This window comes from Acinetobacter sp. YH16031 (genome assembly GCF_013417335.1).
Classification (GTDB): Bacteria; Pseudomonadota; Gammaproteobacteria; order Pseudomonadales; family Moraxellaceae; genus Acinetobacter.
In genome coordinates, this window is the sequence record NZ_VPED01000003.1 from 77,151 (window position 1) to 97,200 (window position 20,050).

The following is a 20,050-nucleotide window of genomic DNA, read 5'->3' on the forward strand; positions in this document are numbered from 1 at the left end:
ACTAGATTTTTCGCGTCATTTTTAAAAATTAAGGGAATAATAGATGCGTAAATTAGACCGCATTGATCGCATGATTTTAGATATCCTGCAGCGCGATGGGCGCATTGCAATCAGTGAACTCGCCTCCCGAGTCAACCTCTCCACCACACCCTGTTCCGAGCGAGTGAAGCGGCTAGAACGCGATGGAATCATCATGGGTTACCATGCCCGGCTCAATCCGGAAAAGCTGGAAAAGAACTTACTAGTATTTCTGGAAATCAAACTTTCTGCCAAATCGGGCGATGTATTTGAACAGGTCGCGCGTGACTTAAGTGAAATTCCTGAAGTGCTGGAATGTCATCTGATCTCGGGCGATTTTGATTACCTGGTGAAAGCCCGCCTAAAGGAAATGAGTGCTTACCGGCGTCTGCTTGGGGATTTATTAAAAAAGCTCCCCTCTTCTGCTTCCTCACATAGTTATGTGGTGATGGAAGAAGTAAAGGAAAGTTCATATCTGGATGTAGGAACCTAATTCTGACCCGAGTTCAAGTGGTAGACACAACAAAACCCCATAAGGGGCTTTGTTGTGAACCGTTTATCTGAATCAGATAAGTTTAAAATAAAATTTTATTATTTATATTGATGATTATTTAAAACTAGGCAGGAATACGTAGTACCTGACCCGGGAAAATATCATCTGCATTTTTCAGTAAAGGGCGATTCGCCTCGAAAATCTTGTTGTACTGATTGGCATCACCATAAAACTCTTTCGAAATTTTAGACAAAGTATCACCCGATTTAACCGTATAGAACTTACTTTCAGGTTCCGGATTCGCCACAGTCAGCTGGTCATCCACTTTAGCGACATGATCAACATTTCCTACCGCTAAAATAATCTTTTCACGATCCGCCTGACTTTGTACCTGTCCGCGTACGGTTGCCAGATCTGAGGTTGAGTTATAGCTGATCGACAATCCTGTAATTGGCAGTCCTAGGCTTTTGACATGACCTAACAACTTATTTGCTATTTCCTGTGCAGAAGGTTCAGCCGGTGCTGCCTTAGGTGCAGCTGCAGGCGCTTGCTGAGTTGCTGCAGGTGTTTGTTGTGGCTCCGCAGCTGCAGTGTTCTTTTTACCAATGCCTTTTACAAAATCAAAAAGACCCATAGTGGACTCCATTCTTGTTATTCATCAGATCATTCTTATTTGTATAAGGAAAGCAGCAGATACAAAGTTAGTCATTGGTAAGCAAAAGGTTATCGATTGTAAAATCACCCTATATCTATTCTACAGGCACAAAAAAACCACCTTGCGGTGGTCTTTAGGTTCAGCAAAGCTGAAAATCAGTATTAACCAAGTTTTTTAGTAACATAGTCAATAGCAGATTGAACAGTTGTGATTTCGTTAGAATCTTCATCAGGAATAGTGATGTCGAAGTCATTTTCGAAAGACATAACAAGTTCAACTAGGTCTAGAGAGTCAGCACCTAAGTCATCCATGAAAGATGCTTCGTTTTTAATCTCTTCGACTTTGATACCAAGTTGTTCTGCAACCGCTTGTTTAACGCGTTGTTCGATATCGCTCACAGGAATTCTCCTCATTGCTTGTGGCGTTTTTAATGCCGTTAGTTTAATTGAATCTATAAAATTTGGAAAGTTAATACATGTGCCGTTTAGCTCATGTATAAACCACCATTAACGTGAATGACTGTACCTGTAATGTAACTGGCTTTGTCCGATGCCAGGAAACTTACGGCATTCGCGATATCTTGTGGATCACCTAAACGGTTTAAAGCCACTTGATCACTCATTTTTTTGCGAATTTCTTCACTTAACTGTTCAGTCATTTCAGTTGCGATAAAGCCTGGTGCAACAGCATTGACTGTAATCTGACGACTACCCATTTCTTTAGCGAGACTGCGACCAAATGCTTCAATACCTGCTTTGGCAGCTGAATAGTTCGCCTGACCTGGGTTAGCAAAATGCGCCACCACAGAACTGATATTAATGATACGGCCGAAACGTGCCTTAGTCATACCTTTCAGCACACGTTTCGATAAACGATAAACGGCTTTCAGATGGATGTTTAAAATATCATCCCAGTCGTCTTCCGACATGCGTAATAACAGGTTGTCTTTGGTAATACCGGCATTATTCACCAGTACCAGCACAGAACCATAGTTTTGTTCAATATCGCTGACTAGCGCATCAATTGCAGTACCATCACGTACATCTAGAACTTTACCGGCACCATTTTCAGCAAATTGTGCATTAAGTTTCTCTGCACCCGCTTCAGAAGTCGCAGTACCTACGACAAAATAACCGTCTTGAATTAATTGTTGTGCAATTGCAGCACCAATGCCGCGGCTTGCACCTGTCACCAAGGCAACTTTACGTTCCTGTGTCATGCAATTTTCCCTTCTGCCACCAATACGGTGTTCAACGCATCTTCCAGACGAGATTTAGTATCTAATGGAAGTGCTTTTTCGATATTCGGTAAACGTTTTGCCATATTGGCCAGTACATTACCTGGGCCACATTCTACAATGTACTCAACGCCTTCATCTTGAAGGAATTGTAGTGTTTTAGTCCATTGTACTGACTCATACAGCTGCTCAGTCAAAGCCTGACGAAGTTCAGTCACGTCCGCAGCTGCTTTTGCGCCTACATTTTGTAATACAGGTATGCGTGGCATCTCAATGGCAGTTTGTTCCAAAGCTGTTGCGAACTGCTCAGCTGCAGGTTTCATCAGTGAACAATGTGAAGGAACTGAAACTGGCAGTGCAATCGCTTTACCGCCATTTTCTTTCGCCAGTGCCATTACGGCTTCTACACGTTCTTTATTACCAGCAACTACGACTTGACCCTGAGCATTATAGTTGGCTGCTTCAACTGAACCCTCGCCTGCTGCTGTTGCTTGTGCACAAAGCTCAATCACTTTGGCATCATCCAGACCCAGAATCGCTGCCATTGCACCTACACCTTGAGGTACAGCAGTTTGCATCAGCTTACCACGCAGGTTCACCAGCTTAACTGCATCACCCAGACTTAAAGCACCCGCTGCAACTAACGCGCTGTACTCACCGAGTGAATGGCCCGCCATATATTTTGGTGCTACCCCACCCAGCTCTAACCATACACGCCATAAAGCGATTGATGCTGTTAATAGTACCGGTTGAGTAAATTCGGTTTGATCCAGACCTTCACCCGTCTGGGCAATCTGCCACAGATCAAAACCCACCGCTTCAGATGCTTCAGCAAATGTATCGCGGATACCACTAAACTGTTCTGCAAGTTCAGCGAGCATGCCGACTTTTTGTGAACCCTGACCTGGGAACACAAATGCAGTTTTAGTTGCTTGAGCTGCTTGTTCGAGTTGTTTAGCAGACATAAATAAAATCCTTTCATTCAAGAGGTGCGAATCTTTTCTTAAACCTAAAAAATTGGCCGATCAGATCACCTTACCCATTGTGGAGCGCAATTTAACACGTAATTTTGGCTTGGGTAATTGCCAAATACAACAAAAACCGCGACTTCACATGATGACCACAAAACCTATGTATAAAATCAGGCATAAAAAAAGGGAGCTTAACGCTCCCATTTTTTCTACTAAGCTTTAACGCTTAATACATCATTAATTATTCAGCAGATGCTTTAGCGAATAATTGACGACCACGGTAGATACCATCTTTAGATACGTGGTGACGACGATGAGTTTCACCAGTAGCTTGGTCTACAGTTAATGCATTCTCAGTTAAAGCGTCATGTGAACGGCGCATGTCACGGCGAGAGCGACTTTTACGGTTTTGCTGAACGGCCATGATGGCTCCTTACAAATATCGAAAAAATGGATCAGAACAAATTCGATTGTCTTATACGTATGAGTATAACACAAAAATTAGTTAAGTTTACCCTTCAAAGCTGCCAAAACTTCAAACGGATTGTCCCGTTTTTCTTCAACAACTTCTTCTTGAGCGGGTTGGTGCTTATGCTCACAAACATCATGCTTAGGAGACAACGGCATCAACAATAACAATTCATCTTCTATGAGTGCCAGTAAATCAGCGGTGGCAGGTGCATCATATGAACCTTTCGTCGTTGCTTCACTTTCACCTAAGACGATGAAATCAGCATCCTCATCCAAGCGCTCTATCAGTGATTCGTCATCCACAAGGGCAAGATGAAAATCTGAAACGAGTTCAATCTCAACGGTTTCCAGACAACGCTGGCATTCCATTGGAACTTTCGTTTCAACATGGCCATCTAGCCACACAATGCGATGATAAGCATCCATTGATAGCTTACAGTCTATGTTAATCAATTGATCATCAATTGATCCAACAGCTTCACGAGCAATACGAACAAAGCGGGATAAAGGCAGTTGACCTGACCATTTAAAGCCCTGTTCAGCCCATTTAAACGGCTCAATCTGTGCCGGAAAGGTATTTGCTGACATAATTAAGGCGGCAATTCTACAAATTCATCAGAACTCTGTCAAAGATTAAGATACAATTTTGTACTTATTTTTAGACAGACCAATTGGGTAATTTCAGTCATGCATCTGTTGCAGCCGCAAACAGAAGTGAATGTTTCATCACTCGTTAGCACACTTTCAACTCTGGATTCTGACAGCTCACTACAGCAAGTGCAACGCTTACCGTGGGCGAATGTATCGTCAGAAGCAGAACAGGTTGATTGGCTCATCTTACACTTTAATCACTGGTTTTCCCACCTAAATGTCACATTAGTCCGTGGTGATTTTGAACCAGAATATTTCCCGGCTACTGAAGATACCCCTGCCCGCATTCAATTTGCGCATGGTTTCTTCAATAGTGCCCTGCATGAGATCAGCCACTGGACCATTGCTGGTGATAAGCGTCGTCTATTGCCAGATCTGGGCTACTGGTATGCACCAGATGGCCGCACCAAGGAACAGCAGGCATTATTTGAGCAGGTCGAAATAAAGCCACAAGCGATTGAATGGATGTTTTCCAAAGCATTTGGCCGTAAGTTCCGTGTGTCTCTGGATAATTTAACCGGTGATGGTGGCGATGGCTCCAGCTTTAAAGATAATGTTTATGCTCAGGTACAACGCTATTTTAGTGGTGAAGCCAAACTGCCACGTGATGCCAAACGCTTCATTGATTGTATCTGTGTCTGCACCCGTGCGGGCAAAAGTTTAAAATCTGATGAATTTCAACGTGAAATGCTTGATTAAATTACACAAATCTACCTGTTTGTCATTGTTACTTTATACAAAGGCATTTCATAATAAGTTTAAGGCAGGTTGGGAGGAATATTTATGCTGCATTTACGTGTACACCCGGATAATCCGCAAGCTCGTCTGATCAGTCAGGCAGTAGAACGTATTCGTGCCGGTGATGTTGTGGTTTATCCGACCGATGCAGCCTATGCGATTGGCTGCCAGATCGGGAATAAACATGCGATGGAGCGAATCGCACAGATTCGTGGTCTAGGACCTAAGCACCAATATGCCATTATCTGCTGTGACTTATCCGATCTTGCGACTTATGCCAAAGTCGACAATGCCGTCTATCGTTTGCTGAAAAATAATACGCCTGCTGTGACCACTTTTATTCTTCCGGCAACCAGCGAAGTGCCTAAACGTTTAATGCATCCGAAGAAAAAAACCATTGGTTTGCGTATCCCCACCAATCCTGTGTGTCAAATGCTGCTTCAAGAACTGGGCGAACCGCTGCTAACTTCCACACTCATCCTGCCAGATCAGACGGATCCTTTAGATGATCCTTATGACATTGAAATGCAGCTCGGCAAACGGATTGATGTGTTTATCGACAGTGGACTGGGCACATTAAGTACGACTTCTATTGTGGATTTATCAGGAGATCAGCCTGAAGTGATTCGTCGTGGTGTTGGTGATGTCAGTGCTTTTGAATAAATAAAGCTGCTTCTAATGAAGTCTCAGAAGAAAATAAAATGGATTTATTTTATATCCTCCTGAACCTGAATGAATTTCCTGCCGATCATCTGATCTATGCTGAATTGCCTTGGACACTGGAATCCAAGGCAATATCTATCGATAAAAATTCCAAGCCAGAATTAAATCTGAATATCAACAATATTGAATACTCATACTTTCTTGAGATCGCGATGGCAAGAAAACTTCTACAAGTTTATTCAACAAGCAATGTTTGTCTGGCAGCTACCTGCCAACGTATCATCGAATATGTATTGCGAGAGCAGAATTAAAATAACCTTATCACGCATGCCAAGATTTAATAGCTCGCTGCACGCTCCTGAGTAGATGTACTGACCGCTGGTGCAACCGAAGGAACCTGATTATTCAAACTTGGCATTGGGGGTAACGGATCACCTTCTTTATAATGTTTTAACTGCAAGAAGTTTGGACATTCCGACAGTTTTTGCTGATGAGTTGCAAGTTCAGCACCAAACCTGTTTTTGACTGAAACATGAAAAGTGATTTGATCCTCTTCAAGCACATTCAATAACGCAGTCCGGGCTGTGGATTCCATAGTCCTAAAAGAATCAATAGAATTACAGCTCATGGTTTTGACCATTGCAGTAACACCGTCGGGTAAATCTTTGCCCGTATAAAGCGTATTACGCATATAGAAACGAATATGAGGATACTGGTCCAGTACGCTAAAATCCAGTTTCATGGCCTGCATCACTGGTTTGGCCTGCTCGACAAAGCTGGAAAAGCCGCCAGACTTCAGATTGGTACGCATTTCATTTTCAAGCTGCATGAGCTGATATTGAGGATAGCCCCAGAATACCCCTAAGCCGATGACGCCGATTAACACAAGTATGATTGGCATTTTTATAATTAACCTGATCTATGTTTGTTATTTATTAATATTTTTGGCTATATTAGTTTATTTTTTAGGCGATAGATAACTGTTTTTTCTTATTTTTATCACATGTTTCCTGATGAGCTTTCACACATTCACTATTTAATAGGTGCTGAAAATCTTTTAAAAATTTTCTATATGAAGTTACAGTTTCTTAAGCCACCCAGGCTATATTGCATTTAATTTTAGCTAATATGCTGTTTAATATCAGACTTGTGCATTTTATCGAATTAAAAAAATAAAATTTCTCCTAAAATAAATATGGTTTTTTTGCTTTTGAATGCATATCTATTTTATTTAACGAAAATTTTCCAGTACAATGCCAACTACTAAATTATGTGCTTTTTCTCCTGACAAGAGCTCGGGGAATAAGCCATTTCATGCCTTTGAAAATTCGCGTGGCTTATAATTGTAATGACTCAAATGCCCCATAACGCTATGGAATCTGCTCCAAACATCCGGGTTCTGGATGAATGGCAAAATACGATTCCAGAGGATCTGTATATTCCTCCAGCAGCGTTTGAAATTCTGTTAGAACATTTTGAAGGCCCCCTCGACTTTTTAATCTACCTGATCCAGAAAAATGGTTTTGACCTGTTGCAGGTTGATATCGCGCCGATTGCCTCCCAATATCTGTCCTATATGGATGCGATGAAATCCCTGAATATTGAGCTAACTGCGGATTATATGGTGATGGCTGCTTTACTGGCCGATCTCAAATCCCGTTTATTACTGCCTAAACCGAAAAGCGTGGCTGCAGTTGAACAGGATCCAAAACAGGACCTGATTGAGCGTCTGGAAAATTATTTACGGATCAAACAAGCTGCAGAACGTCTGGGTCAGATGACGATTCTGGAACGTGATACCTTTCAGACCAATGTTCACTTAGGCGAGTTTATCCAGCCCAATGAAGGTCATAGTGTTGATCTGCTGCGTGATGCCTTGCTTTGTGTCTTTAACCGCCCTGAACCGGTCATTCATCAGGTGCAACAGGAGCCTGTTTTACTGGAAGAGCGGATTGCCTATATTGAAAGCCATCTGGAATCTGGTGAAGTCTTGTCTTTTGATAAATTACTCAAGCCAAGTCAGGGACGCATGGGTGTAGTCGTGACCTTTATGGCCGTGTTGGAACTCACCCGCCAGCAAAAAATTCAAATTATTGCCTCAGGTGTTGAGGCACCGCTCGCAATTCAAGGAGCACACGCATGAACACAGAACATAATATCTCCTTGTCTGCGGAAGATAATCTGCATGAAATTCTGATGCAGCTGGAAGCCATTATTTTTGCCAGTGACTCCCCGGTTTCCTTAGCTCGACTGAAAGAAGCATTTCAGGATCGCTATAGCAAGCAGGAGCTGCGCCAGTATTTACAACAGCTTTCCATGCTGATGCATGGCCGTTCTATTGAACTGGTTGAAACTGTGCAAGGTTACCGTTTTCAAGTGCGTGTAAAATATCGTAATATTATTGCACAGACCTGGCCCGAGCGACCGACACGCCTGTCACCTTCATTACTGGAGATGCTTGCGGTGATTGCTTATCATCAGCCAGTGACCCGAGCTGATATTGAACAAATTCGTGGTGTCACGAATAACAGTCAGATTTTGCGTACGCTGTTTGACTGGAACTGGATTAAAGAATCCGGCTTTCGTGAACTCCCTGGAAGACCTGCGTTGTTAGTGACAACGCCACAATTTTTAAATGCGTTTGGCTTAAATTCTTTAGGCCAATTGCCTCCCCTGCAGGATGCCAAGGAAGCTTTTATGGCGCTCGATGCGAATGCACCGAAGTCATAAATAGGTGAACTGTTGAATAATTATTTCTAAGGTTATGCTGTCATGAGTGAAAAGTTGCAAAAGGTGCTTGCACGTGTTGGTTTGGGTTCTCGCCGTTATATGGAAGAAGTCATTGCCGCAGGTCGTGTGAGTGTGAATGGGCAGATTGCCCAAGTGGGTGAACGAATCGAACCAGGTGATGAGCTTCGCATCGATGGTCGTAAAGTGCAGTTCCAGATCGAAGACGAAATCCGTCGTCGTGTCCTGATTTACTATAAGCCAGAAGGCGAAATCTGTTCACGTAATGATCCTGAACAGCGTCCAACAGTATTTGACAACCTGCCATCAATTCAAGGCGATCGCTGGGTAATGGTCGGCCGTCTGGATATTAACTCGACCGGTCTGTTACTGTTCACAAATGACGGCGAACTGGCGAATCGTTTAATGCACCCATCCAATGAAATCGAACGTGAATATGCGGTTCGTGTCATGGGTGAAGTGACTCCACAACTGAAAAACAACATGCTGAAAGGCGTAGTGCTAGATGATGGTCCTGCGAAGTTTGAATCATTCTCTGAACTAGGTGGTGACGGGATCAACCGTTGGTATCAAGTTGTCGTGAAAGAAGGTCGTAACCGTGAGGTTCGTCGTATCTTTGAATCACAAGGTTTGAAAGTTAGCCGCTTGCTACGTACCCGTTATGGTACCGTGATTCTGCCACGTGAACTTCGTACAGGTCGCTGGATCGAGCTGGATAAACAGGATATCGACAACCTGACCAAATCAGTTGAGCTGAAACCGCGTCAAGGTACCGGCTTATTCGGTATGGCGAAACGTCGTAACGAACGTATGCAGGAAAAACCAATGGCAGCGCGCCGTGGTGGTTACCTGCGTCAGCAACGCCGTGATACCGATGAGCAGCAGCCGCAATACAACAACCGTGAACGTCGCGATGATCAGGGCTTTGGTCGTCGTGAAAACCAGAATGGCACCCAGTTTGCACGTCGTGACAACCGTGAAGACAACCAGTTTGGTCGCCGCGAAAACCGTGAAGGCAATGCACCACGCGGTTTATATGGTGCGAATAAAGGCTTTAAAAAGTTCTAAGCTTTGAATAAGATAGAGTCACTTCGGTGGCTCTTTTTTTTTTTGCAAGAACAATAATAATGACAAACCAATATTATAAACCTATGTCTACTAAGACTAACCGGCTTTACGGCTTCTATATATTGATGCTGATCCATTTTATGCTGGTTCATTACAACATCTGGCAAAGAGCTGATCCAGAGCGCAGCCCTATCCCTTTTAGTGATTTTCATTTTATTCGTGATTTTAGTACGCATCCTTTGCAAGTGCTGGATCTATGGACCTGTATCCTAATCGGTTCCTCCCTCTTATTGGTTCTTGTCATCCATCTTATAAAAACATACCGGGCACTGGTCATTTCTGAGCATAGTATCTACTGGTCTCTCTTTGAGCATCCTTACCGTAAGGTATGTAAATTGAGTGAAGTTCAGCAGCTTGAATATATTGCAATTCCTCCCAATGACCAGCATCAAATGGTATTGCTCCGATTACATACAGCGGCACAAAACTATGATCTTAATCTCAGTCAATTTCATGTGCTAGACCAAAAATTAATATACGAGCAGTTGGCTCAGCGATTTCCTGAAAGTGAATTCCCGTCATAAAAAATGCCCAGCAATGTGGGCATTTTTTATTTCGTACTTTAGCAAATTACTGCGGAATACCCTGAGGAATCGCACTTAACAGACGCTTGGTATAGTCGTGTTGCGGAGACTGATACAGATCATCTGAGTTGGCAATTTCCACCAGATCACCATGATTTAGCACCATGATCTGATCAGAAATATATTTCACCACTGACAAATCATGCGAAATAAAGATGTAACTCAGACCAAATTCATCCTGTAAATCCTGCAATAAGTTCAGTACCTGCGCCTGTACGGATACATCCAGTGCGGACACTGATTCATCACAGATCAAAATCTCAGGCTTTAAGGTCAGACAGCGTGCAATTGCAATCCGCTGACGCTGGCCACCTGAAAACTCATGTGGATAGCGATAGAAGGCCTGAGCCGGTAAGCTGACCCTTTCTAATAAATCAAGTGCCATCTGTTTACGTTCTGCATCATCCTTGCCAATATGATGAATCTGCATCGGCTCCATCAGGATTTGTCCCACGGTAAAACGCGGATTCAAAGAAGCATAAGGGTTCTGGAAAATGATCTGGATTTTACGCTGATAGGCCGTAAACTCTTTTTCAGTCATCGACAAGATATCTTTACCCTGAAACAACGCCTTGCCGCCTGTAGCTTGTTGCAGTCGCATCAGGAGCAAACCAATCGTGGTTTTACCAGAACCTGACTCCCCAACCAGCCCTAAGGTTTTGCCTTTAGCCAGCTGAAAAGACACGCCTTTCACAGCCTGAAATTCATCTTTTCCAAATAGGCCTTTACGGCTATAGAAGGATTTTTTCAGATCGCGTACATCCAGAATGATCTCTTCATTACCTTTTAGACCACGGGAACGTTCCTGTTGTAGTGGAGCGTTCGCATGCAGGTCATGCGCCAGACTATCCTGCTTCATAAAGTCGCTAATCACCGGCAACCGCAATGGGCGGTGCGACAGCTGTGGACGGCAGTGTAACAAGGCTTGGGTATAAATATCCTGAGGATTGTTCAGGACTTCTGTCACCGAACCTTGCTCACGAATCTCGCCATAACGCATTACAATGACCTGATCCGCAATTTCACCAACTACCGCCAGGTCATGACTGATGAACAACATCGACATTTGACGGCGCTGACGCAGGGATTCAAGCAGGTCCAGAATCTGTTTCTGGATAGTCACATCTAGTGCTGTCGTTGGCTCATCGGCAATCAAGAGCTTCGGCTCACACGCAATTGCCATCGCAATCATCACACGTTGCTGCTGTCCGCCAGATAACTGACTCGGATAAGCATCAATCTTGGTTTCCGGTGAAGGAATACCGACTTCCTGCAAAAGTTCCAGTGTTCTTTGACGGGCCTGCTTTTTATTCATGCCCAAATGCAGACGTAGAATTTCCGAGATCTGCATGCCCACGGTAAACACTGGATTCAATGAGGACATTGGCTCCTGGAAGATCATGGCAATTTCTTTGCCACAGATCTGACGCATTTCACTCGACTTGAGTTTCAATAAGTCCCGACCTTCAAACAGGATCTGACTGTCTTCAGCGACCTTCGAGTTCTCAGGTGCTAATAGTCCCATCACTGCTAATGAAGTCACAGATTTACCACTTCCGGATTCACCGACTAACGCCACTGTAGTATTGGCCGGGATTTCAAATGAAATTCCTTTGACCGTTTCCACATACTGTTTATTTTCACCTTTAAAACTGACACGTAAGTTATCTACGCGAAGTAACGCGGGTGCTGTGCTTGGATTCATTTCAGACATCGCTGCGCTCCTATTTCAGTTTTGGATCTAATGCATCACGTAATGCATCAGTAAACATTGAGAAAGCTGTCACCAGTACCGCCATCGCCACCGATGCCGCAGTCAACTGCCACCATTTGCCTAAAATCAGCTCGCTTTGCGCTTCATTCAGCATACTACCCCATGACACCACACCAATCGGTACGCCAAAGCCTAAGAAGCTGAGAATGACTTCGGACTTGATAAAGGCCACTGCAAGAATGGACATTTGAACCAAAGCGATATGACTGACATTCGGAAAAATATGCACGAAGATACGGCGCATATTGCTTACCCCAATGGCTTTCGCTGCCAGTACATATTCACGTGCAGTATGCTTCATATATTCCGCACGAACCAGGCGGAATACCCCGGTCCAGCCGGTCAGACCCAAAATCAGGATAATCGATAAGATCCCTTTTTGTTGCAGTACTGCTGCAATCGCTAACACCAGCAACAGATAAGGAATAGAAGTAAAGATATTGTAGAACCAGTTCAGCACATCATCGACCCAACCACCGAAATAGCCAGCAATCGCACCCAGTACTGTACCAATCACCACCGCAACCAGCGCAGCAATCAGGCCAACTAAAATCGAAGTTTCTGCACCTTTAATGGTTTTCAGTAGTACATCCTGACCCCATTTATCTGCGCCAAAGAACAGGCTCTGTTTAAGCTCACTACTCTGATCCAGTAACTGACCCCCTAATTCCTGATCAATGGCTTTCATATCTTCAGCCAGTGGATCGACTACACCATAATAATCAATCACACCTGCGCCCTGTTCAGCAGCAATTTCTGCTTCCAGTTCTGCAATCACATCTTTTAAAGGATCAACTGGATTAACTGGTACTACGGCAGATTCAGTACTTTGATCTTCACCTGCCGCTCCAGGCATAGACGGTGTATAGATAAAGCTTGGGGGTGCATAACTCACCGCTACTTCTTTATTCCAGTCCTTGGCAATCACACCTGTCATGGAAAGCAGCAACATCAGCAGATAAAACAGCACCACAAATAGGGAGAACATCGCAATGCGGTCACGTTTCAGACGACGCAACGCCAGCTGCCATAATCCGGTTGAAGCAGACTCAGGCACTGCTGAAGTATGTTGCTCTTTTTTAAATATCGCACTCAGCATAATTCACCTACTTCAACTGTACACGTGGATCGACCCATTTATAGATCAGATCGGCAATCAGGTTAAATAACATGGTCGCAGCCGCAACATAGACCGTAATCGCTTTAATTACCGGAAAGTCAGAACGCTCAACTGCGATAATCACTTCACGGCCAATGCCAGGAATACCGAAGAAACGTTCAATCAGGAAAGCACCGATCAGTAAAGCCGGAAGTCCCGCCATGACATCAGTAATGATTGGAATCGAAGCATTGCGCAGTACGTGCACGCCCAGAATGCGGCTTTCGCCCAGACCTTTGGCACGTGCGGTACGGACATAGTCCTGATTGACTTCATCCAAGACAAAACTACGGTAGAGACGTAAAGTCGGTGCAATACTCACCACCAGCATGATTAATACTGGCAATAGTGCATATTTGAATAAGTTTTCAGTAAAGTTATCGCTCCAGCCCTGTACCGGGAACCAGCTCAGTTCATAAGCCAAGACGTACTGGAATACGATGATATAGACCAGAATACTGATCGACATACCGATGGTACACAGCATCATGATCATGCGGTCAGTCAGTGAACCGCGCACTGAAGCTACCCCAAGTGCCAAAATGATTGAAACAATCGTTTGCAGGATAGTCAGTGGAATCAGGATGGTCAGTGATGGCCCCAAACGCGTGGTAATAATCTGTGATACCGACTCACCGGTACTCCAGCTCACGCCATAATCAAAGGTCAAAATCTGCTGGATAAAAATCCACAGTTGTACGTAATAGGGCTGATCGACCCCGAGCTGCTGACGGATGTTTTCAATCTGCTCAGCATTGGCCATTTTACCGGCCAGGATATAGGCCGGATCTCCCCCGACCCAGTTAAATAACAGGAATATCAGCAGAATCACCCCCAGCATGGTGGGGATCATTTGCCAAATCCTTCGAATAATATATGCCAGCATCGCTTTCCTTCCTTGACTTAATGTCCTGAAATTTCATTAAAGAAAGCTTTGCTGTCCGGTTCGCGGCCCAGAAAGTCCTTAACCATCTGATCGCCCGGTTTTTGTCCGCCTTGTGCCAGTACGGTCTCGCGATAATGCATGCCGACTTTCGGATCCATCAGATGATCACCATAAGCAGACAACATGTCGAGTGCCAGCACTTCAGACCACATATAGCTGTAATAACCCGCCTGATAGCCACCCATCAAGTGCCCGAACTGACCTGGAAATTGCTGACCTGGAACAGAACCCAACGCAGTTTTACTTTCCATATCCTGCCAGAGTTTTAATGGATCAATACTTTTCGCATCTTTACCGTGCAGGGCCATGTCGTACTGAGCATATAGGGTCTGACGGGCATAATGCAGGCCGCGACCATAATTCTTCACGTTCTTTAAGCGCTCGGTCATGGCTTCATCGACACGCGGACAAGCAGGTTCACAGTAATCTGCTACTTTAGATAAAGTCTCGAAACGGCGCGCCCACTCTTCATACATTTGTGAAGGTGCTTCAACAAAGTCACGCTCTACCGATGTGCCTGACTGCTCGGTATAACGGGTTTTCGATAAAATTCCGTGCAGCGCATGACCCATTTCATGTACAAAAGTTTCCAGTTCATTACTGTTCAGACCTTTACGGTTGAAGTTAGTCACCAAAACAGATACCGGACGGCGATGATTTAAACGGCTGCCACCATAAACACCCCAGACTGCAGCATGGCCATATTTGCCTTCACGTGGGTATTTATCGACATAAAGTCCGCCCATAAACTCACCGGTGGCTTTGTCATGCACGGCATAATATTCGACTTCATCGTGCCAGGCTTTGACTTTTACCGGCTTGAATTCAATCCCATATAAATCGGAGGACACGGCAAATAACCATTTTTGAGCCGCTTCAGTCGGGAAATAATCACGCAGTTTTTCCTGATCCACTTTGTATTTGGCCTGACGCAGTTTTTCACTCCAGTAGCCTTGGCTCCAACGCTCAATTTCTGATTTTTCCAGAGGAATTTTTAAGGTTTCTGCCTTGAACTGACGTAATTCTTCAACATCCTGCTTTTCTAATGGTGCAACTTTGGCATAAACCTCATCCAGAAAACTATTGACTGCTTCTGGGGTTTTGGCCATACGATCTTTTAAGGCAACATACGCATAGCTGTCTTTATCGAATAGCTGAGCCAGTTCATAACGCAGATCAATGGCCTTTTTCATGTATTCGAGGTTTTTCTCAGTCCCTCGGCGGGTATAGGCAGTCTGATAACGTTTACGTGCTTCATCACTCTCTGCCAGCTCCATAAACGGCTGATATTCCGGATAGTCGAAGCCAAGCAGATAATTTCCCTTTTCATTTTTCTTTAAACCGGCAATATAGCTCTCAGGTAAACCTTTCAGCTCTGCAGCAGTGAATTCAACTTTTTCAGGGTTATCACGTACATTCTTGGAATAGTCCTGCCCCAGTTTGGTGCTTTCTTCAATAATTTCCTTCAGACGCTTCTGCTTCTCTGCACTGAGTTGTACCCCGGTTTTTTCAAACTGATTCAGAATATCTTTCAGGAATTTCTCATCGACCGGATCTGTGACTTTCAGTTTCTTGAATTGGGCATACAGTTTTGGACTCTGATACATGGAAGTCAGGTATTTACTGATTTTCAGTTCACAGTCATCTGCCGCCTGACGCAAGGCCGGATCAGGATCGACATTACTATATAAACCGATAGGTGAAACAAAATCACCGATCGATGCCTGCAATGTATCCCAAGCTGCCAGATAAGGACGGGCTTCAGCCTTATTTTTGATTTTCTGGCTTTCAAATTTCTGGATATCTTTTTGCATTTTATCCAGATTGGCATCACACAATGCCGGAATTTCTGTAGCCTTGAATAAAGGCAAAAGCTGGGTTTGGGTCTCCGCCATGACGGTTTGAGCTCCCCCGATCATCGCCAGACAGAGTGTGGTAAATTTCAAGTATTTTAATGTCATCATCATCTCCAGCTTTTTCTTACTTTTTAGTATCAATATCGATATACATCCATTCTGTAGACAGAATCGGATGGGACTTGTGTCCAATAACATGAGGTTGCGCTAATGCATTACGGTAAGTGCTATACAGCATCATGGTTGGCATATTGACCTCTAGAATACGGGTCATTTTGCGATAGACCAGATCCCGTTCAGGTCCCGGTGGCATGCTCTGACTCTGTTCATATAAACGGTCATATTCCGCATGCTTAAAACAGGCATTATTGGTGACATTGACGTTTTTGCCATAGAACAGCTGCATGAAGTTGTCTGCATCAGGATAGTCGGCAATCCATGCAGAGCTTTTAAACATGGTTTTACATTGCTTTTCCAGCTTAATGCCTTCAGCAAATGGCATGGCCTTACTGGTCAGTTTGATATGAATATTATCTAGGGTCTTTTTCCAGAATTCGCCCTGTTGCTGACCACGACTGGTATTGGCTGTAATCAGTTCAATCACCAGAGGTTTACCTTCAGGAGTTCTACGCCAGCCATCCGCACCGATCTTATAGTTATAGCGATCCAGCAACATATTGGCTGCCTTGACCGAATATGGCGTACTGGTTTTATAAGCGGGTGAATAGCCTGCAACTCCTGGTGGAATAGGCATGTGCAGTTTTGCACCATCTCCTTTTAGTAATACGCTAATCATGTTTTCAACAGAAAAGGCCATTGCCATCGCACGACGTAAGGCTATTTTTTCTGGTGTAAAGCCACCTACTACCGGATCTTGCATATTCCAGTAATGGTAGTTAATCGATGGCTCCAACATGCGCGACAGCTTGATGCCTTGCTTGGCCAGCTCAGGTTTTAACTTGTCACCATCCAATGCCTGCATGACCAGATCGCCGTCGATTTCAACCAGATCTAGTTCATTTTTCTTAAATGACAACATCCGTGATTGAGATTCTTCAATGACACGTACATCAATGGTACCGATTTGAGGCATTTTTTTGCCCTGCATCGCACTGACAATCGCCTGGTCTTCTGCACTATTGGCTTTATAATTCCAGACAAAACCACGGTAAGCCGGATTTGGCTTTAAGATAATGCGTGATCCCGGTGTCCAGCGACTAAGTACATAAGGCCCTGTACCGACCGGCTTACTCATTACCCAGCCAGCTTTGTCTTTATACTTTTCAATGACTTCGCGTGCAACTGCGGCAGCTGGACCGTGGGCCAGCAACATCGGAAAGTTCTGATCCGGATTATTCAGCTTGAGTACCAAGGTATAGCGATCTGGAGTCTGAATACCTTCAAATGGATTTTCATAGACTTTGCCATTTTTTTTCGCCATGGCTGTCCATGCTTCCAGCCCTTTGATCCGACCATCCAGCAACCAGCTATTTGGTGAATTAAGTTTTGGATCTAAGAGACGCTTTAGAGAATAGGCATAGTCATAGGCGGTCAGTTCACGTTTTTTACCGCCAAAGACCGGATCATCTGCAAAGTAAATGCCCTTTTTAACTTTAATGGTATAAGTCAAACCGTCTGCACTGACTTGAGGCATATCTACCGCAGTTAATGGCACCAGTTTCGCTGGTGAGGCCAGATAATCATAGGTATATAAGGTTTCGAAAATTGCCGAGTTAATCTTGGCCGAATAACGGTCATGGATATAACCGGGGTCGAAACCGGTTTCAGCCGCGGGAAAGACTGTTTTTAAGACTTTATTCGGATTGGCGGGATTGGCAGCCCATGTGGGTGCAGCACCTGCCATCATTAAACTGGCCATTAAAACCCCACTGGCCAGCTTTTTTAAAGCGTTTGTATTCACATTCATACTGGTTCTTAATCTTCTCAAGTTATTTTTTAACAGGTTCAATATCCAGATATTGCCAAACTGCCCTAGTCACCGGATGTGCCTTAAAGCCTTGTACCTGTGGGTGAATCAGCCAGTTGCGTACCCGGGTATTGTGTAGAATCCACGGATTATCGGCCTCTATCTGGCGGTTCATCTGCTCATAATATGGAGTACGTTGCTGAGGCGGCAGTTTCATCGCAGTTTGATACAGCGCGTCATAGGCTTTAGAGGTATAGCAGCTCAGGTTACCTTGCTGGGCATTTGGGCCATACAGCAACTGGGCAAAGTTTTCCCCTTCCGGATAATCTGCAATCCAGGCACCACCCCACATCATGTGTTTACACTGGGTGGCTTCTTTTAAATTGTCGGCAAAATTACTGACTTTAAATTCAACTTTTACCCCGATTGCATCCAGGTTCTTTTTCCATAGCTCCGCAGAAATGACGGAAGAACTTGAGCTGGTCGAGTTCATTTTCAGAACCAATGGCTTGCCATCAGGCAAAGTGCGGTAACCGTCGGCGCCTTTCTTGTAGCCAAAACGATCGAGCAGTTTATTGGCGAGCAATGGGTTGTAGGCAATGCTGCTTCTATAATTCGGGTTATATCCGCCCACGCCTTCAGGAAGAATCATTTCAGCTTTAACAGCATGGCCCTTATATAGCTGCTGGATGGCTTCTTTCTGGTTATAGGACAAGGCAATGGCACGGCGTAGTGCAATTTTTTCCAGTGAGTTCCCACCAATCACCGGATCACGCATATTCATGATGGTATAGGTGATTTCCGGTTCTTTATTCGGATAATGCAGAATGCCTTTTTTCTTGTATTCACTTTTCAGCTGTTTATTTTCCAGTGCCTGTTCAGCGCCGCTTGCAGTCAGTTTGTCATAGTCTAATTGTCCAGATTTTAAGGCCAGCCAGCGTGACTGTTCTTCTTCAATAATACTGATTTTGACCTTGCCGATTTGCGGCATCTGCTTGCCTTGCATGGCCTTGACAATCCGTTGATCCCACTCTGAACCATCCCCCTTAAAGTTCCAGACAAAACCGCGATAATTTGGATTAGCAGTTAACTCAATACGGCTACGCGGCACATATTTGTGTAACTGATATGCCCCTGTTCCGACTGGATGCTGACCTACCCGATCGCCATAATGTTCGATGACTTCGCGTGCAGTACCAGCAAAAGCGACATAGGCCAGAATGTAAGGAAAGTTCAGGTCTGAACGGGTCAGGGTAATTTGTAAGGTATATTTATCTAGGGCTTTTAAACCGGCAATCGGAGCATCATAGTTAAATTTGCCCGTTTTTTTGGCCTGCTGGATGACTTGATCTGCGCCAAGAATTTTGCCTTCGATAAAGGAAAAAGAAGGCGAATGGTTTTTCGGATCCATCACCCTTTGCATGGAATAAATATAATCCCGAGCAACCAGTTCACGCTTCTTGCCCTGAAAGGCCGGATCCGGACTGAAATAAATTCCTGGCTTGATTTTAAAGGTATAAACTTTGCCATCCTGTTCAACCACGGGTAAAGACTCGGCGGTATTCGGAGCCAAAATTGCAGGCCGGGCCAGATAGTCATAACGCAACAAAGGCTCGAAAATGGCCTCAGCCACGCTACCACTATAAAAATTATAGGTTTTGACCATATCAAAACCATCATCAGGTGCTTCGAAAGCCAGGTTTAAAACTTTATCCGGATGTGCAGATGATTTTGCCCAGGCAGTTTGCCCCGAGCTCATAGCCAAGGCCAAAATCGTCATGCTAAAAAGTGCTGATTTCAAATTTGTACCTATTCTTTATCTTGAAGTTTTATTGCTATAGGAAGTTTTAAATACATCATCCCATATTTGCTTCAATGGATGGGTCAAAGCTGGACAGATGGAATAAACTGAACAAAGCGAATTTCATGCCATCCTTGCAAAAAATAGGGATTTCTTCCTGTTTTTAACTGAAAAAAGTTTATTTTTATTAATTATTTAAAACATTATGAATAACATAATATTTTCCATGA

General features: G+C 44.1%; 21 protein-coding genes. 8 read left to right on the forward strand and 13 right to left on the reverse strand.

Annotated elements, in window-relative coordinates:
* Positions 1–43 precede the first annotated feature (43 nt).
* The gene (locus FTV31_RS02305) at positions 44–511 is read left to right on the forward strand and encodes an Lrp/AsnC ligand binding domain-containing protein (protein WP_180012851.1); all 468 of its coding nucleotides are present in this window, start codon (positions 44–46) and stop codon (positions 509–511) included.
* 124 nt (positions 512–635) lie between these two features.
* On the opposite strand, the gene lysM is transcribed toward FTV31_RS02305, so the two are convergent.
* The 6 genes from lysM to FTV31_RS02335 all read right to left on the reverse strand — a co-directional run bounded on the left by lysM (position 636) and on the right by FTV31_RS02335 (position 4,433).
* A complete protein-coding gene (gene lysM / locus FTV31_RS02310; RefSeq protein WP_034701613.1) occupies positions 636–1,145 on the reverse strand; it encodes a peptidoglycan-binding protein LysM in 510 nt (169 codons plus the stop codon).
* Positions 1,146–1,327: 182 nt separating this feature from the next.
* Positions 1,328–1,564, reverse strand: a complete 237-nt coding sequence (gene acpP, locus FTV31_RS02315) for an acyl carrier protein (RefSeq protein WP_004783299.1) — start codon at positions 1,562–1,564, stop codon at positions 1,328–1,330.
* Between the two features lie 86 nt (positions 1,565–1,650).
* Positions 1,651–2,385 carry a 3-oxoacyl-ACP reductase FabG gene (fabG, locus tag FTV31_RS02320; protein WP_180012852.1) on the reverse strand — a complete coding sequence of 245 codons (735 nt, stop codon included), beginning with the start codon at positions 2,383–2,385 and terminating at the stop codon, positions 1,651–1,653.
* A complete protein-coding gene (fabD, locus tag FTV31_RS02325; protein WP_180012853.1) occupies positions 2,382–3,368 on the reverse strand; it encodes an ACP S-malonyltransferase in 987 nt (328 codons plus the stop codon). The genes fabG and fabD overlap by 4 nt, the downstream gene beginning before the upstream one ends.
* A gap of 247 nt (positions 3,369–3,615) precedes the next feature.
* Positions 3,616–3,798, reverse strand: coding sequence for a 50S ribosomal protein L32 (gene rpmF, locus FTV31_RS02330; protein WP_004279227.1), 183 nt, complete (start codon positions 3,796–3,798; stop codon positions 3,616–3,618).
* A gap of 77 nt (positions 3,799–3,875) precedes the next feature.
* A complete protein-coding gene (locus FTV31_RS02335) occupies positions 3,876–4,433 on the reverse strand; it encodes a DUF177 domain-containing protein (protein WP_004811191.1) in 558 nt (185 codons plus the stop codon).
* A 99-nt stretch (positions 4,434–4,532) separates the two neighbouring features.
* Between FTV31_RS02335 and FTV31_RS02340 the strand changes: the two genes are divergently transcribed.
* From FTV31_RS02340 to FTV31_RS02350, 3 genes are all read left to right on the forward strand, one after another.
* Positions 4,533–5,195, forward strand: a complete 663-nt coding sequence (locus tag FTV31_RS02340; protein ID WP_180012854.1) for an elongation factor P hydroxylase — start codon at positions 4,533–4,535, stop codon at positions 5,193–5,195.
* A gap of 84 nt (positions 5,196–5,279) precedes the next feature.
* On the forward strand, positions 5,280–5,897 hold the full coding sequence (locus tag FTV31_RS02345; RefSeq protein WP_004783309.1) for an L-threonylcarbamoyladenylate synthase: 618 nt from the start codon (positions 5,280–5,282) through the stop codon (positions 5,895–5,897).
* 38 nt (positions 5,898–5,935) lie between these two features.
* Positions 5,936–6,208 carry a hypothetical protein gene (locus FTV31_RS02350; RefSeq protein WP_125278773.1) on the forward strand — a complete coding sequence of 91 codons (273 nt, stop codon included), beginning with the start codon at positions 5,936–5,938 and terminating at the stop codon, positions 6,206–6,208.
* 26 nt (positions 6,209–6,234) lie between these two features.
* On the opposite strand, the gene FTV31_RS02355 is transcribed toward FTV31_RS02350, so the two are convergent.
* On the reverse strand, positions 6,235–6,798 hold the full coding sequence (locus FTV31_RS02355) for a hypothetical protein (protein ID WP_125278774.1): 564 nt from the start codon (positions 6,796–6,798) through the stop codon (positions 6,235–6,237).
* A gap of 447 nt (positions 6,799–7,245) precedes the next feature.
* Here FTV31_RS02355 and FTV31_RS02360 point away from each other — a divergent pair, with 447 nt between their 5' ends.
* The 4 genes from FTV31_RS02360 (at position 7,246) to FTV31_RS02375 (ending at position 10,297) form a co-directional block, all read left to right on the forward strand.
* Positions 7,246–8,040, forward strand: coding sequence for a ScpA family protein (locus FTV31_RS02360; RefSeq protein ID WP_180012855.1), 795 nt, complete (start codon positions 7,246–7,248; stop codon positions 8,038–8,040).
* Positions 8,037–8,627 (forward strand): SMC-Scp complex subunit ScpB, encoded by a 591-nt coding sequence (scpB, locus tag FTV31_RS02365; protein ID WP_005234269.1) that lies wholly within the window; start codon positions 8,037–8,039, stop codon positions 8,625–8,627. Before FTV31_RS02360 ends, scpB begins: the two co-directional genes overlap by 4 nt.
* A 42-nt stretch (positions 8,628–8,669) precedes the next feature.
* Positions 8,670–9,713 carry a 23S rRNA pseudouridine(2605) synthase RluB gene (rluB, locus tag FTV31_RS02370; RefSeq protein WP_004783318.1) on the forward strand — a complete coding sequence of 348 codons (1,044 nt, stop codon included), beginning with the start codon at positions 8,670–8,672 and terminating at the stop codon, positions 9,711–9,713.
* A gap of 83 nt (positions 9,714–9,796) precedes the next feature.
* On the forward strand, positions 9,797–10,297 hold the full coding sequence (locus FTV31_RS02375) for a hypothetical protein (protein ID WP_153561902.1): 501 nt from the start codon (positions 9,797–9,799) through the stop codon (positions 10,295–10,297).
* A gap of 46 nt (positions 10,298–10,343) precedes the next feature.
* Here the strand turns inward: FTV31_RS02375 and FTV31_RS02380 are convergent, their stop codons facing one another.
* The 6 genes from FTV31_RS02380 to FTV31_RS02405 are packed head-to-tail and all read right to left on the reverse strand — an operon-like array spanning position 10,344 to position 19,799.
* On the reverse strand, positions 10,344–12,071 hold the full coding sequence (locus FTV31_RS02380) for an ABC transporter ATP-binding protein (protein WP_034701592.1): 1,728 nt from the start codon (positions 12,069–12,071) through the stop codon (positions 10,344–10,346).
* Between the two features lie 10 nt (positions 12,072–12,081).
* Positions 12,082–13,230, reverse strand: coding sequence for an ABC transporter permease (locus FTV31_RS02385; RefSeq protein WP_180012856.1), 1,149 nt, complete (start codon positions 13,228–13,230; stop codon positions 12,082–12,084).
* Positions 13,231–13,237: 7 nt separating this feature from the next.
* On the reverse strand, positions 13,238–14,176 hold the full coding sequence (locus FTV31_RS02390) for an ABC transporter permease (protein ID WP_004783323.1): 939 nt from the start codon (positions 14,174–14,176) through the stop codon (positions 13,238–13,240).
* A 17-nt stretch (positions 14,177–14,193) separates the two neighbouring features.
* Positions 14,194–16,197, reverse strand: a complete 2,004-nt coding sequence (locus FTV31_RS02395; RefSeq protein WP_180012857.1) for a M3 family metallopeptidase — start codon at positions 16,195–16,197, stop codon at positions 14,194–14,196.
* Positions 16,198–16,216: 19 nt separating this feature from the next.
* Positions 16,217–18,019, reverse strand: coding sequence for an ABC transporter substrate-binding protein (locus FTV31_RS02400; RefSeq protein ID WP_180012858.1), 1,803 nt, complete (start codon positions 18,017–18,019; stop codon positions 16,217–16,219).
* A gap of 22 nt (positions 18,020–18,041) precedes the next feature.
* A complete protein-coding gene (locus FTV31_RS02405; protein WP_180012902.1) occupies positions 18,042–19,799 on the reverse strand; it encodes an ABC transporter substrate-binding protein in 1,758 nt (585 codons plus the stop codon).
* Positions 19,800–20,050 lie beyond the last annotated feature (251 nt).

Excerpts from the sequence above, each read along its gene's own strand:
- FTV31_RS02305 (WP_180012851.1), top strand. The coding sequence starts at position 44 with ATGCGTAAATTAGACCGCATTGATCGCATGATTTTAGATATCCTGCAG.
- lysM (WP_034701613.1), bottom strand. The coding sequence starts at position 1,145 with ATGGGTCTTTTTGATTTTGTAAAAGGCATTGGTAAAAAGAACACTGCA.
- fabG (WP_180012852.1), bottom strand. The coding sequence starts at position 2,385 with ATGACACAGGAACGTAAAGTTGCCTTGGTGACAGGTGCAAGCCGCGGC.
- fabD (WP_180012853.1), bottom strand. The coding sequence starts at position 3,368 with ATGTCTGCTAAACAACTCGAACAAGCAGCTCAAGCAACTAAAACTGCA.
- rpmF (WP_004279227.1), bottom strand. The coding sequence starts at position 3,798 with ATGGCCGTTCAGCAAAACCGTAAAAGTCGCTCTCGCCGTGACATGCGC.
- FTV31_RS02335 (WP_004811191.1), bottom strand. The coding sequence starts at position 4,433 with ATGTCAGCAAATACCTTTCCGGCACAGATTGAGCCGTTTAAATGGGCT.
- FTV31_RS02340 (WP_180012854.1), top strand. The coding sequence starts at position 4,533 with ATGCATCTGTTGCAGCCGCAAACAGAAGTGAATGTTTCATCACTCGTT.
- FTV31_RS02345 (WP_004783309.1), top strand. The coding sequence starts at position 5,280 with ATGCTGCATTTACGTGTACACCCGGATAATCCGCAAGCTCGTCTGATC.
- FTV31_RS02350 (WP_125278773.1), top strand. The coding sequence starts at position 5,936 with ATGGATTTATTTTATATCCTCCTGAACCTGAATGAATTTCCTGCCGAT.
- FTV31_RS02355 (WP_125278774.1), bottom strand. The coding sequence starts at position 6,798 with ATGCCAATCATACTTGTGTTAATCGGCGTCATCGGCTTAGGGGTATTC.
- FTV31_RS02360 (WP_180012855.1), top strand. The coding sequence starts at position 7,246 with ATGACTCAAATGCCCCATAACGCTATGGAATCTGCTCCAAACATCCGG.
- scpB (WP_005234269.1), top strand. The coding sequence starts at position 8,037 with ATGAACACAGAACATAATATCTCCTTGTCTGCGGAAGATAATCTGCAT.
- rluB (WP_004783318.1), top strand. The coding sequence starts at position 8,670 with ATGAGTGAAAAGTTGCAAAAGGTGCTTGCACGTGTTGGTTTGGGTTCT.
- FTV31_RS02375 (WP_153561902.1), top strand. The coding sequence starts at position 9,797 with ATGTCTACTAAGACTAACCGGCTTTACGGCTTCTATATATTGATGCTG.
- FTV31_RS02380 (WP_034701592.1), bottom strand. The coding sequence starts at position 12,071 with ATGTCTGAAATGAATCCAAGCACAGCACCCGCGTTACTTCGCGTAGAT.
- FTV31_RS02385 (WP_180012856.1), bottom strand. The coding sequence starts at position 13,230 with ATGCTGAGTGCGATATTTAAAAAAGAGCAACATACTTCAGCAGTGCCT.
- FTV31_RS02390 (WP_004783323.1), bottom strand. The coding sequence starts at position 14,176 with ATGCTGGCATATATTATTCGAAGGATTTGGCAAATGATCCCCACCATG.
- FTV31_RS02395 (WP_180012857.1), bottom strand. The coding sequence starts at position 16,197 with ATGACATTAAAATACTTGAAATTTACCACACTCTGTCTGGCGATGATC.
- FTV31_RS02400 (WP_180012858.1), bottom strand. The coding sequence starts at position 18,019 with ATGAATGTGAATACAAACGCTTTAAAAAAGCTGGCCAGTGGGGTTTTA.
- FTV31_RS02405 (WP_180012902.1), bottom strand. The coding sequence starts at position 19,799 with ATGACGATTTTGGCCTTGGCTATGAGCTCGGGGCAAACTGCCTGGGCA.